Here is a 13,953-nt window from a genome sequence, read left to right on the forward strand (position 1 = left end):
AAGAGACGGTATAGTTTACACTTGGAGGTTATCATGAGCAAACCGAAATATAATCGCATTGTACTGAAGCTAAGTGGCGAAGCACTAGCGGGTGATGCTGGAAATGGAATTAACCCAACTGTCATTCAATCAATTGCAAAGCAAGTAAAAGAAATTGCAGAGCTCGATGTTGAAGTTGCAGTCGTTGTAGGCGGAGGAAACCTTTGGCGCGGAAAGACAGGCAGTGATCTAGGAATGGACCGTGCAACAGCAGACTACATGGGGATGCTGGCAACAGTGATGAACTCACTGGCGTTACAGGACAGCCTAGAAACGCTTGGCATTCAGTCTAGAGTGCAAACCTCTATCGAAATGAGACAGGTTGCAGAACCATACATAAGAAGAAAAGCGATCCGTCATCTTGAAAAGAAACGTGTCGTCATTTTTGCTGCAGGAACAGGAAACCCTTATTTCTCTACAGATACTACGGCAGCACTTCGTGCAGCAGAAATTGAAGCAGATGTCATTTTAATGGCGAAAAATAATGTAGATGGTGTCTACAGTGCTGATCCTCGTACAGATGCGGATGCAGTAAAATATGATAAGCTTTCATATCTTGATGTACTTAAAGAAGGGCTTGCTGTAATGGATTCTACTGCGTCCTCATTATGTATGGACAATGACATTCCATTAATCGTCTTCTCCATTATGGAAGAAGGAAATATTAAACGTGCCGTAAACGGCGAATCAATCGGAACGATCGTGAGGGGGAAATAACGTGTCAAAAGAAGTGTTGAACCAAACGAAAGAAAAAATGGAAAAAGCCGTACAAGCCTACGGACGTGAGCTTGCAACTGTTCGTGCTGGCCGTGCAAATGCTTCACTGCTTGATAAAGTGACAGTGGATTATTACGGTGCACAAACACCGCTTAACCAAATTGCGTCGATCACAGTGCCAGAAGCACGTATGCTGATTATCACACCTTACGATAAAACAGCAATCGGTGATATCGAAAAAGCGATCCAAAAGTCTGACCTTGGCATCACGCCAACAAGTGACGGAAATGTGATCCGCATTGCGATTCCTGCGCTGACAGAAGAAAGACGTAAAGAGCTTGTGAAAGTCGTGAAAAAATACTCAGAAGAAGCAAAAGTAGCTGTTCGTAACGTGCGTCGTGATGCAAACGATGATTTGAAAAAGCTTGAGAAAAATGGGGAGATCACTGAAGATGAATTAAGATCATCGACAGAGGATGTTCAAAAATTGACAGATGAATATGTCGCTAAAATTGATGACGTGACGAAAGATAAAGAAAAAGAAATCATGGAAGTTTAAGAAAAAACTATGTACAATAGATAATAGTGAAAAGACCCTCTTCATGTTTACAGGGGGTTTTTTTGTTAATACTGTTGATGACTATATTATTTAGCGGGAACGCAACCTTTTTGGGTGATGGAGGAATCTCATGCTCAATATACTCAAAAATTGGAAGAATCAGCAAACAGCAGCTTCCAACTTAGAAAGCCTGACAAAAGAAGACATATTAAATGGAGAAATTCCTGAACATATCGCCATTATCATGGATGGGAACGGAAGATGGGCGAAAAAACGTGCTCTTCCACGGGTAGCAGGTCATCATGAAGGAATGAAAGTCGTCAAGCGCATGACAAAGCTTGCAAATGAGCTGAATGTCAAAGTGCTGACTTTGTATGCTTTCTCTACGGAAAATTGGAAACGTCCAAAATTAGAAGTAGACTTTTTAATGAAACTTCCTGAAGAATTTTTAAACATCTACCTGCCTGAACTCATCGAAGAAAATGTCCGTGTGCGTTTAACAGGTGATCCAGACGGCCTCCCGCAGCATACGAAAAAAGCGGTAGAGAACGCAGTAAAGAGTACGGCGAACAACGACGGACTCATTTTGAACTTTGCGCTCAACTATGGTGGGCGCACAGAAATCGTCTCCGCATGCAGACAAATTTCTGAAAAGGTCAAAGAAGGTAAGCTTCGAGCAGAAGACATCACAGAAGAGATGTTTTCAGCTTATTTAATGACAGAATCTCTTCAAGATCCGGATTTGCTCATTCGCACGAGTGGAGAAATTAGATTAAGCAACTTTATGCTTTGGCAAATTGCGTACAGCGAGTTTGTCTTTACGGATGTGCTTTGGCCTGACTTTTCTGATGAGCACCTTATAGGCGCTATCGGGGAGTACCAGCGCCGCGGCCGGAGGTTCGGTGGAATTTAGAGGGTGGTGCAGATGAAACAAAGAATTTTGACGGGTGTTTTGGCAGCTGCAGTCTTTTTGCTAGCAGTTATATATGGACAGATGCCATTTACCCTGCTGATTTATTTAATGGGAAGTGTCGCTCTCTTTGAGCTTTTAAGAATGAAAAAGATCTCGATTTTCAGCTTTCCTGGTATTGTCAGCTTAATATTGCTTTGGCTTTTAATGGGCGGAGACAACAGCTTCTTCCCAAACGTGGACGCATCAAAAATGCAGATTGCTTTATTTGCAGTCTTAATACTTTTAACTTATACAGTTTTGAGCAAAAACTCTTTCACATTCGATGAGGTTGCTTTTGTTGTATTAGCCACATTATATATTGGCGTTAGTTTCTATTATTTTATCCAAATTAGAGGCTTATATGGCATGAGTGCGATCTTCTTCGCAGCAGTGATTATTTGGTCTACTGACTCAGGAGCCTATTTTATTGGGAAATCTATGGGGAAACGAAAGCTTTGGCCAGAAATCAGCCCAAACAAAACAGTAGAAGGATTTATCGGCGGAATCGTCACAGCGGTCGTGTTGTCACTTGTGTTTCAGGCGGTTACAGGATTTTTGCCATCATATCTGCTTGTGATGTTTATTACTCTTTTACTCAGTATCTTTGGACAGCTAGGCGACCTTGTGGAATCTGCTTTAAAGCGTCATTATCACGTGAAGGATTCAGGGACAATTCTCCCTGGCCATGGCGGGATTTTGGACAGGTTTGACAGCTTTTTATTCGTTCTGCCGTTTTTATACTTACTGCTCGCAACGTTTGCCAGCTAACCTCATAGAAACTTATTGAACGAGAGAAGGAGTGGCAATTTGAAATATATTTCGCTATTAGGCGCAACAGGATCAATTGGAGAACAAACGTTAGATGTGATCAGTCAGCACCCGGACAAGTTTAAGCTGAAAGCCATGACATTTGGCAGAAATATAGCAAAGGCGATTCCGATCATTGAGCGCTTTCAGCCTGAATTCGTCGGCTGTGTAGACGAAGAAACCTATCACATGCTAAAAAATCAAAATCATTCATTTGCATACGATGTGAAGCTGGCTGCTGGTGATGAAGCCAACATCGAGGCAGCGACCTATGATGCAGTGGACGTAGTGGTCAATGCACTTGTAGGGAGTGTTGGACTTGTTCCAACATTAAAGGCCATTGAACAAAAAAAGACGATTGCTCTCGCAAATAAGGAAACACTTGTGACGGCTGGTCATATAGTAAAAGAGTACGCTAAAACATATGATGTACCTTTACTTCCTGTCGATAGTGAGCATTCCGCTATTTTTCAATGCCTGCAAGGTGAACAAGCTAAAAATATTGAACGCTTAATCGTGACAGCTTCAGGTGGTAGTTTCCGAGATAAAAAACGAACTGAACTTGAAGGTGTTACGGTTGAAGAAGCGCTGAACCACCCGAACTGGTCGATGGGAGCGAAAATCACCATTGATTCAGCGACGATGATGAATAAAGGGCTCGAGGTGATCGAGGCACATTGGTTGTTTGATATCCCTTATGAACAAATTGATGTGCTGCTACATAAAGAGAGCATTATCCATTCGATGGTGGAATTTCACGACAAAAGCGTCATGGCTCAGTTAGGGACACCTGACATGAGAGTGCCTATTCAATATGCACTCACATACCCTGACCGGGCGCCGTTACAAGAAGCGAAATCATTGAACCTTTGGGAGATTGGACAATTGAATTTCCAGAAAGCGGATTTTGACAGGTATCGCTGCTTACATTTTGCTTATGAATCAGGTAAAATAGGAGGGACAATGCCTGCTGTACTTAATGCAGCAAATGAAATGGCAGTCGATGCATTTCTGAAAGGCAAAGTAACGTTCCTGCAAATTGAAGAATTGATTGAAAAGGCACTAATCAGACATCATGTGATTTCAACGCCTAGTTTGCAAGATATCCATGAAGTGGACAAAGATACACGAGACTTTGTTCAATCAATCCTCACATAAGGTGGTATGTTCGTGAATACAGTGATTGCGTTTATTATTATTTTTGGAACGCTCGTTTTTTTCCACGAGCTTGGCCATTTAATTATGGCGCAGCGCGCGGGGATTTTATGCCGCGAGTTCGCAATTGGTTTTGGGCCGAAGATTTTCTCCTTTAAACGAAAAGAAACCGTTTATACCATTAGACTTCTCCCTATTGGCGGATTTGTTAAAATGGCTGGAGAGGACCCTGAAGTTATCGAAATTAAACCAGGTCATACAGTGGGGCTCTTATTCAATGAGCAAAATGAAGTAGAAAAGATCATTTTAAATGATAAAGAAAAATATCCTGATGCACTTGTCATCGAAGTTGAGCAGATTGATTTAGATCATGCTATGAGAATCTCGGGATATGAAGCTGGAAATGAAGATATTCTGACTGGCTACAATGTCAGTCAAACAAGCTTCTATATTGCAGATGGTGAAGAAATTCAAATCGCACCATACAATCGTCAATTCGGTTCAAAAACGGTTTGGCAGCGAATTAAAGCTATCGCAGCTGGACCGATTATGAACTTTATTCTAGCGTATGTGATTTTGGTTGCTTTAGGTTTTATTCAAGGGGTAACCGTTGATGATCCTGTACTCGGTAAGCTGACGAAAGACGGCCGGGCGGCTGAGGCTGGACTCATGCAGGGAGATCACATCGTGTCCATTAACGGCGAGAAAATGAATTCTTGGACAGACGTCGTTCAAACAGTTCAAAAGAACCCTGAGAAAAAAATGAATGTCGTCATTGACCGAGACGGCAAGGAAAGCACTGTGCAGGTTGTACCAGAAGCTGTGAAAGCAGATGGGAAAAGCATTGGCCGTTTCGGATCATATCCGCCAACGGAAAATGGATTTTTGAAAGTTATTTCATCCTCTGGAACAACTGTCGTTTCAACGGCAGGTCTGATCTTAACGAACTTGCAAAAAATTGTCACAGGACAATTTTCACTAGACATGTTAGCAGGTCCTGTTGGAATTTATGACATGACAGGAGAAGTAGCCAAACAAGGTGTGTTAACATTAATGCAGTTTGCGGCGTTCCTCAGTATCAACCTAGGCATCGTGAATTTGTTACCGATTCCTGCATTAGACGGAGGACGTTTACTATTCTTATTTGTTGAAGCCATTCGCGGTAAACCAATTAATCGTGAGAAGGAAGCACTTGTTGTCTTTATCGGTGTTGCTTTCCTCATGCTGTTAATGTTAGTGGTAACGTGGAATGACATTCAGCGGTTATTTTTATAAAAACCATTCTCTCTTGTTTCTCATTCCGGGAAACAAGAGTTTTTGTGAGAAGTCCTATTTCATAAATGAGGTGTAACGACATGAGACAATCCCTGACTTTTATTCCAACTCTTCGAGAGGTGCCGGCAGATGCTGAGGCAAAAAGTCATCAACTCTTAGTAAGAGCTGGGTTTATTAGACAAAATACAAGTGGAATCTATCATTATCTGCCGCTTGCGCATAAAGTCATTCAGCATATTCAATCGATCGTCCGCAAGGAAATGGAAAAGGCAGGCGCAGCTGAGCTGCTAATGCCAGTGCTGCAGCAGGCAGAAATGTGGCAAGAGTCAGGAAGATGGTATACATACGGTCCAGAACTGATGCGTATGAAGGATCGCCACGGACGCGAATTTGCGCTTGGCCCAACCCACGAAGAAGTGATCACATCATTAGTACGCAGCGAAGTGAAATCGTATAAGAAGCTACCTTTAACACTATATCAGATTCAATCAAAATTCCGTGATGAACAGAGACCACGCTTTGGACTGCTGCGCGGACGTGAATTTATCATGAAGGATGCATACTCATTCCATTCTTCACCAGAAAGCCTTGATGAGACATACAACAAAATGTTTACGGCTTACTCTAATGTGTTCTCAAAAGTGGGTCTCAATTTTAGACCAGTCATTGCAGATTCAGGGGCAATGGGTGGAAAAGATACGCATGAGTTCATGGCGCTCTCAGAAGTCGGAGAGGATACCATCGCTTATTCTGACACGTCCTCATATGCCGCGAATATCGAAATGGCTGAGGCTGTATATCACGGAAAGGAAGCAAATCCTGCGGACTTCAAAGAGCTTGAAAAAGTCCATACGCCGCAAATGAAAACCATTCAAGATGTGGCTGGCTTTTTAGAAGTTGACCCTTCTGCTTGCATTAAATCTGTTTTGTTTAAAGCAGATGATGCGTATGTTCTGATCCTAACTAGAGGCGATCATGAAGTAAATGATGTGAAAGTGAAAAACTTGGTAGGAGCACAGCTTGTCGAGCTTGCTTCACGCGAAGAAGTGCTGAAAGTTATTGGAACTGAGCCTGGATTTGTTGGACCTGTTAAACTGGAAGCAGAAGTCGATATTTATGCGGACCTTGCTGTGAAGGGAATGACAAATGCTGTCGCTGGTGCAAACGAAGCGGATTATCATTATGTCAATGTCAATCCTGCACGTGACGTGTCAGTAAAAGAATTCACAGATCTTCGCATGATTCAAGAAGGAGATGTTTCTCCAGATGGGGAAGGCACAATCCAATTTGCAAAAGGGATTGAAGTAGGACAAGTCTTTAAACTGGGCACTCGTTATTCTGAGTCGATGGATGCAACGTACCTCGATGAGAATGGTCGTGCGCAGCCAATGATTATGGGCTGCTATGGCATCGGCATCTCTAGAACGCTGTCAGCGATTGTTGAACAGCATCACGATGAGAAAGGAATCATTTGGCCGGAAACAGTGGCACCATATGACCTTCACCTTCTTGCATTAAATATGAAAAACGATGCGCAGAAAGAACTGGCTGAAACGTTGTACGAGCGCTTAGAAGATGAAGGCTTTGACGTACTTTTCGATGACCGCCAGGAGCGTGCAGGAGTAAAATTTGCAGACAGTGATTTAATTGGACTGCCAATTCGTATTAGCTGCGGAAAACGTTCAGAAGAAGGTATAGTAGAAGTGAAGTTTAGAAAATCAGGTGAATCACATGAAGTATCTGTTGATGATCTGATTTCATTTATACGCCAAGCATAAAGCGAACAAAAAAATGAAGGTACCTCCTGTAGAAAAGAGGTACCTTTCTGATTGACAAAAGGAGGGTCCTGTCTTGGATGAACAATTACCGATCACACGGCGGCAATTTCATATATTACTCAATCAGATTCAAATGACAGATGATGACCTCAGTCGTTACTTTGAAGAAGGAGAAATCGTTAAATTGACGGTGCATAAGGCGACGAAAACATGGCATTTCCTTTTTAAATTTAAAGCGCTTTTGCCTTACAAAGTATACGCCATGTTTCTCAGCAGGCTGACAAATGCATTTTCACATATTGCACAAATCACTTGTACGATTGAAGTGAGTGATCCGCACATATCTGAAGAACTCGTGCAATCGTACTGGTCACATTGTGTGGAAGAACTTCAAGGAATTTCTCCCCCAATCATCAGCTTGCTTCAGCAGCAAAAACCATCGCTGTCTGGACATAAAATCATTATTAAAACGAAAAGCGAAACAGAGGCACTCGCTATTAAGAAGAAATACAGCCCGATGCTCCAGGCCGCATTTAAACAAGTGGGCTTTCCAGAGCTGCAATTCGATACAGAAATTTTTGTATCAGATCAAGAGATTCAGAAGTTCAGAGAACAAAAGCTTGCTGAAGATCAAGAAAGAGCCATGCAAGCCCTCACTGAGATGAAGAAGAAAGAAAGTGAGGAGCAGAATGAAGCTCCGTCAGGCCCTCTGATGATTGGCTATCAAATCAAAGACAATGAAGAAATTCGTACGCTTGATAGTATCATGGACGAGGAAAGAAGAATTACCGTTCAAGGCTACGTATTCGATGCAGAAACGCGTGAGCTGAAAAGCGGGAGAACGCTTTGTATCTTTAAGATCACAGATTATACAAACAGTATTTTGATCAAAATGTTTGCAAGAGAAAAAGAAGATGCTCAGCTGATGAAATCATTGAAAAAAGGCATGTGGGTGAAAGCAAGAGGAAGCATTCAAAATGATACGTTTGTCAGAGATCTTGTCATGATCGCCAATGATGTCAATGAAATGAAACCGCAGCTGAAAGAAGATACAGCACCTGAGGGTGAAAAGCGTGTGGAGCTTCATTTACATTCCCCTATGAGCCAAATGGATGCTGTGACTGGCATTGGCAGACTTGTTGAACAAGCAAAAAAATGGGGACATGAAGCAATTGCCCTGACGGATCATGCCGTTGTACAATCCTTCCCAGATGCGTATGCAGCAAGTAAAAAGCATGGCATCAAAATGATGTACGGTGTGGAAATCAACTTAGTAGACGACGGGGTACCGATTGCATATAACCCAGAGCACCGCTTGTTAGAGGATGCGACGTATGTCGTATTCGACGTAGAGACAACTGGACTTTCAGCCGTTTATGACACGATCATTGAGCTGGCAGCAGTGAAAATAAAAGGCGGGGAAATCATTGACCGCTTTGAGGCATTTGCTAATCCTCATCACCCGTTATCAGCGACCACCATCGAATTAACAGGTATCACCGATGATATGGTGAGAGATGCACCAGATGTCGTCGACGTCGTGCGGGATTTCAAAGAATGGATTGGACAAGATATCCTTGTTGCGCACAATGCGAGCTTTGATATGGGCTTTTTAAATGCAGCGTATAAACGCCTGCTAAAAACAGATAAAGCGTCAAACCCTGTCATTGATACACTTGAACTTGGCCGGTTCCTTTACCCAGAATTTAAAAATCACCGGCTGAACACTCTTTGTAAAAAGTTCGATATTGAACTGACGCAGCATCACAGGGCGATTTATGATGCAGAGGCGACAGGCTATCTCATGCTGAAGATGCTAAAAGATGCGGCTGAAAAAGAGATTGCCTATCACGATCAATTGAATGAAAACATGGGGCAGTCGAATGCTTACCAGCGCTCACGTCCTTACCACGCGACTTTGATTGCTCAAAATGAGACTGGCCTTAAGAATTTATTTAAGCTTGTTTCACTTTCTCATATACATTATTTCTACCGGGTCCCGCGTATTCCGCGCTCTCAGCTTGAGAAATATCGTGAAGGTTTAATTGTTGGATCTGCTTGTGATAAGGGTGAGGTATTTGAAGGAATGATGCAAAAGTCACCTGATGAGGTGGAAGACATTGCAGCATTTTATGACTATTTAGAAGTACATCCGCCAGAAGTGTATCAGCACCTGCTGCAGCTTGAGCTAGTTCGAGATGAGCGTGCGTTAAAAGAAATCATCACAAACATTGTCAAGCTTGGCGAAAAGCTGAATAAACCAGTTGTGGCGACTGGAAATGTACATTACCTGCATCCAGAGGACAAAATTTATCGTAAAATCTTAATTTCATCACAGGGTGGAGCGAATCCGCTGAACCGCCATGAACTGCCAAAAGTTCATTTTAGAACGACAGATGAAATGCTCGAAGCCTTCTCCTTCCTAGGAGACGAAAAAGCGAAAGAGATCGTCGTAACAAATACGCAAAAGGTATCTGAGATGGTCGAAAGCATTAAACCTATCAAAGATGATCTTTACACACCAAAAATTGAAGGTGCAGATGAAGAAATACGGGAAATGAGCTATCAAATGGCGCGCAGCATCTACGGAGATGATTTGCCGAAAATCGTAGAAGACCGCATTGAGAAAGAATTAAAAAGTATTATCGGTCATGGCTTCGCCGTTATTTACTTAATCTCTCATAAGCTCGTAAAAAAATCACTTGATGATGGATATCTTGTTGGTTCAAGGGGATCTGTCGGCTCATCTCTTGTTGCGACATTAACAGAGATTACTGAAGTAAATCCACTTGCACCTCATTATGTATGCCCAAGCTGTAAGCACTCTGAGTTCTTTAATGATGGATCTGTTGGTTCAGGCTTTGACCTTCCTGATAAGGACTGTCCAGAATGTGGAACGCCGTATAAAAAAGATGGACATGATATTCCGTTTGAAACGTTCTTAGGTTTTAAAGGAGACAAAGTACCTGATATTGACTTAAACTTCTCAGGCGAATATCAGCCGATCGCACATAACTATACGAAAGAGCTGTTCGGTGAAGATTATGTATACAGAGCAGGTACGATTGGTACCGTTGCAGAAAAAACAGCATATGGTTACGTAAAAGGCTATGCAGGAGATCATAACCTTCATATGAGAGGCGCTGAAATCGACCGGCTTGTACAAGGCTGTACAGGGGTAAAACGAACAACAGGCCAGCATCCAGGCGGGATTATCGTTGTGCCTGATTATATGGACATTTACGATTTCTCACCTATTCAATACCCAGCAGATGCGACAGGTTCCGATTGGAAGACGACACATTTTGATTTCCATTCGATCCACGATAACTTGCTCAAGCTGGATATTCTTGGGCACGATGATCCAACGGTCATTCGTATGCTTCAAGATTTAAGCGGAATCGATCCAAAAACGATTCCAACAGATGACCCTGAAGTCATGAAGATTTTCCAAGGGACAGAGCCACTAGGTGTAACAGAAGAGCAAATTGGCTGTAAAACAGGTACACTCGGTATCCCAGAATTTGGGACAAGATTTGTTCGGCAAATGCTAGAGGATACAAAACCAACGACCTTCTCAGAGCTTGTTCAGATTTCTGGACTATCACACGGTACGGATGTTTGGCTCGGAAATGCGCAAGAGCTCATTCACAATAAAACGTGTGAACTAAGTGAAGTAATTGGGTGCCGTGATGATATTATGGTCTATCTCATCTATCAAGGCTTAGAGCCGTCCCTTGCCTTTAAAATCATGGAATCTGTTCGTAAAGGAAAAGGACTTCCTCCTGAATGGGAAGAAGAAATGAAGAATAATAATGTACCAAACTGGTATATTGATTCTTGTAAAAAAATCAAATACATGTTCCCTAAAGCCCACGCGGCTGCTTATGTGTTAATGGCTGTTCGGATTGCTTATTTCAAGGTGCATCATGCACTCCTGTACTATGCAGCTTACTTTACCGTTCGTGCGGATGACTTTGATATTGAAACGATGACAAAAGGATCGAATGCGATACGAGCTGTTATGGATGACATTAACTCTAAAGGTCTAGATGCATCACCGAAAGAAAAGAACCTATTAACTGTACTAGAGCTTGCACTTGAAATGTGTGAAAGAGGCTACCACTTCAAAAAAGTTGACCTCTACCGCTCAAGTGCAACGGAGTTTATCATTGATGGAGACGGTTTAATACCGCCATTCAACTCAATCCCTGGACTTGGTACAAACGTTGCGTTAAATATTGTCCGCGCGCGGCAAGATGGGGAATTCCTCTCAAAAGAAGATTTACAAAAACGCGGAAAAGTGTCGAAGACCATCCTTGAATATTTAGATCGTCAAGGCTGTTTAGAAGCACTTCCTGATCAAAACCAGCTTTCTTTATTTTAATGTGATAAATAAGAGCGCCCTAAAAGGGCGTTCTTTTCTCTATATACAATAATTTTATTATGTTAACTAATAAAGATTTCTCATCAATTGGAATTATTTTCTTATTCATTCATATATCTTGATTTAGCGTGATGTTTTAAGAGAAGAGATTGTATGTCATTCTTTCTACCCAAATAGAGCTCAAAAGAGAATTTCGCCGTCTGAAATGTTCTCAAGCGACATATGATCATTCTGGGTACAGTCAGAAGGAGAATCAAGAGAAAACCTTCGATGAGCGTAAAGCTGATTGCTGTTTACTATGCTTATTTTTGAAACATATTTGATTCTTTTCAAAACTGTACAGATCACGAAATGAAGGATAGAAAGGAGGCGGTCGCGTCTATTGATCAATGTTTCACTAAAAAGAAGGGGTGAGCAATAGAGAAATGGCATCTTACAACTATGTAGAGGTTCTCCAAAAATCCATGCTGTTTTATGAAGCGCAGCGGTCAGGCCGGCTTCCGGAAAGTAATCGTCTTAACTGGCGGGGAGATTCTGGACTAGAGGACGGGAAGGATGTTGGGCATGACTTAACTGGCGGCTGGTATGATGCAGGAGATCATGTGAAATTTGGACTTCCGATGGCTTATTCAGCAGCCGTGCTTGCATGGACAGTATATGAATACCGGGAAGCTTATGAAGAAGCAGAATTGCTTGATGAGATCTTAGATCAAATCAAGTGGGCAACGGATTATTTTTTGAAAGCACATACAGGACCGAATGAATTTTGGGCGCAAGTAGGTGATGGAAACGCCGATCATGCTTGGTGGGGTCCAGCAGAAGTGATGCCGATGAACCGGCCAGCTTTTAAAATTGATGAACATTGTCCTGGCACAGAAGTAGCTGCACAAACTGCGGCGGCTTTAGCAGCAGGTTCTATCATTTTTAAAGAAACAGATGCGTCCTATGCAGCAAAGCTTTTGACGCACGCCAAACAGCTATATGCATTTGCTGACAGGTATCGCGGCAAATATACAGATTGTGTCACCAATGCGCAGCCATTTTACAACTCCTGGAGCGGCTATGTTGACGAACTTATTTGGGGCGGAATCTGGCTGTACTTGGCGACAAATGAAGAAACCTATTTAAACAAAGCATTAAAAGCGGTAGAGGAATGGCCGAAGGATTGGGATTATACGTTTACCATGTCATGGGACAATACTTTTTTTGCTTCACAAATCTTACTAGCAAGAATCACGAAAGAAAACAGATTTATAGAATCGACAGAGCGCAATCTTGATTACTGGACTACAGGTCTTGTTCAAAATGGAAAAGTAGAAAGAATCACTTATACGCCTGGCGGTTTGGCATGGCTTGATCAATGGGGTTCACTTCGTTATGCCGCCAATGCAGCATTTTTAGCCTTTGTCTATGCTGATTGGGTATCTGATCAAGAAAAGAAAAATCGATACCAATCGTTTGCGATCAAGCAAACTCACTATATGTTAGGTGATAATCCGCTGAATAGAAGTTATGTCGTTGGTTTTGGCCAGAATCCGCCGAAGCACCCGCACCACCGTACTGCACATGGCTCATGGTCGAACCAGCTGACAAATCCTCCAGTTCATCGGCACACACTTTATGGAGCACTTGTTGGGGGCCCTAATGCACAGGATCAATATGACGATGATATCTCGGATTATGTATCAAACGAAGTGGCGACTGATTATAATGCCGCCTTTACTGGAAATATCGCCAAAATGGTGCAGCTGTTTGGTCAAGGGCAATCAAAGCTGCCCAATTTCCCGCCTAAAGAACTAGTGGAGGATGAGTTTTTTGTAGAAGCGGCTGTGATGCATAACGATACAACATCTACTCAAGTGAAAGCAGTGCTATACAACAGGTCAGGCTGGCCGGCAAGAAGCAGTCAAACACTGTCCTTTAGATATTACGTCAATCTGAGTGAGGTCTTTGCAAAGGGGTTCACTGAAAAGGATATTCAAGTGACAGCAGCCTACAATGAAGGCGCTTCCTTATCACCTTTAAAGGTATATGACGCATCAAGCCGCGTCTATTTTGCAGAAATCGATTTTACGGGCGTAGCTATTTCTCCTAGGGGAGAATCTGAGCATAAGAAGGAAATACAATTTCGATTATCTGCTCCAAATGGATCGAATATATGGGATGCCTCAAATGATTATTCCTATCAAGGATTAACATCCAATATGCAAAAAACAACAAAGATTCCTGTCTTTGACGATGGTGTTTTAGTATTTGGCACACTTCCAGACAAATAAAAAAACAA

The 13,953-nt window shown here is 42.2% G+C and carries 9 protein-coding genes; all 9 read left to right on the plus strand.

What is annotated here, in order from left to right:
- Window positions 1-33 precede the first annotated feature (33 nt).
- The 9 genes from pyrH (at window position 34) to NSU13_RS08045 (ending at window position 13,945) form a co-directional block, all read left to right on the plus strand.
- Window positions 34-756: a UMP kinase gene (gene pyrH, locus NSU13_RS08005; RefSeq protein WP_008344767.1), complete on the plus strand. Its 723-nt coding sequence runs from the start codon at window positions 34-36 to the stop codon at window positions 754-756.
- 1 nt (window position 757) lies between these two features.
- A complete protein-coding gene (gene frr / locus NSU13_RS08010; protein ID WP_024424150.1) occupies window positions 758-1,315 on the plus strand; it encodes a ribosome recycling factor in 558 nt (185 codons plus the stop codon).
- Between the two features lie 130 nt (window positions 1,316-1,445).
- A complete protein-coding gene (locus NSU13_RS08015; RefSeq protein WP_034281803.1) occupies window positions 1,446-2,228 on the plus strand; it encodes an isoprenyl transferase in 783 nt (260 codons plus the stop codon).
- A 12-nt stretch (window positions 2,229-2,240) separates the two neighbouring features.
- On the plus strand, window positions 2,241-3,035 hold the full coding sequence (locus NSU13_RS08020; RefSeq protein WP_024424148.1) for a phosphatidate cytidylyltransferase: 795 nt from the start codon (window positions 2,241-2,243) through the stop codon (window positions 3,033-3,035).
- A gap of 39 nt (window positions 3,036-3,074) precedes the next feature.
- Complete coding sequence (gene dxr / locus NSU13_RS08025; RefSeq protein WP_342489973.1) at window positions 3,075-4,232, plus strand: 1-deoxy-D-xylulose-5-phosphate reductoisomerase; 1,158 nt, start codon at window positions 3,075-3,077, stop codon at window positions 4,230-4,232.
- A gap of 6 nt (window positions 4,233-4,238) precedes the next feature.
- Window positions 4,239-5,504: an RIP metalloprotease RseP gene (gene rseP, locus NSU13_RS08030; protein ID WP_101677204.1), complete on the plus strand. Its 1,266-nt coding sequence runs from the start codon at window positions 4,239-4,241 to the stop codon at window positions 5,502-5,504.
- An 80-nt stretch (window positions 5,505-5,584) separates the two neighbouring features.
- Window positions 5,585-7,282 (plus strand): proline--tRNA ligase, encoded by a 1,698-nt coding sequence (locus NSU13_RS08035; protein WP_251232131.1) that lies wholly within the window; start codon window positions 5,585-5,587, stop codon window positions 7,280-7,282.
- A 133-nt stretch (window positions 7,283-7,415) separates the two neighbouring features.
- Window positions 7,416-11,669, plus strand: coding sequence for a PolC-type DNA polymerase III (locus NSU13_RS08040; RefSeq protein WP_342490028.1), 4,254 nt, complete (start codon window positions 7,416-7,418; stop codon window positions 11,667-11,669).
- Between the two features lie 425 nt (window positions 11,670-12,094).
- Window positions 12,095-13,945 (plus strand): glycoside hydrolase family 9 protein, encoded by a 1,851-nt coding sequence (locus NSU13_RS08045; protein WP_251232130.1) that lies wholly within the window; start codon window positions 12,095-12,097, stop codon window positions 13,943-13,945.
- The last annotated feature ends 8 nt before the right edge of the window (window positions 13,946-13,953 follow it).

Origin of the sequence: Bacillus sp. FSL M8-0049 (assembly GCF_038593355.1) — a bacterium.
Taxonomy (GTDB): domain Bacteria; phylum Bacillota; class Bacilli; order Bacillales; family Bacillaceae; genus Bacillus; species Bacillus safensis.

Excerpts from the sequence above, each read along its gene's own strand:
- pyrH (WP_008344767.1), top strand. The coding sequence starts at position 34 with ATGAGCAAACCGAAATATAATCGCATTGTACTGAAGCTAAGTGGCGAA.
- NSU13_RS08015 (WP_034281803.1), top strand. The coding sequence starts at position 1,446 with ATGCTCAATATACTCAAAAATTGGAAGAATCAGCAAACAGCAGCTTCC.
- NSU13_RS08020 (WP_024424148.1), top strand. The coding sequence starts at position 2,241 with ATGAAACAAAGAATTTTGACGGGTGTTTTGGCAGCTGCAGTCTTTTTG.
- rseP (WP_101677204.1), top strand. The coding sequence starts at position 4,239 with ATGTTCGTGAATACAGTGATTGCGTTTATTATTATTTTTGGAACGCTC.
- NSU13_RS08035 (WP_251232131.1), top strand. The coding sequence starts at position 5,585 with ATGAGACAATCCCTGACTTTTATTCCAACTCTTCGAGAGGTGCCGGCA.
- NSU13_RS08040 (WP_342490028.1), top strand. The coding sequence starts at position 7,416 with ATGACAGATGATGACCTCAGTCGTTACTTTGAAGAAGGAGAAATCGTT.
- NSU13_RS08045 (WP_251232130.1), top strand. The coding sequence starts at position 12,095 with ATGGCATCTTACAACTATGTAGAGGTTCTCCAAAAATCCATGCTGTTT.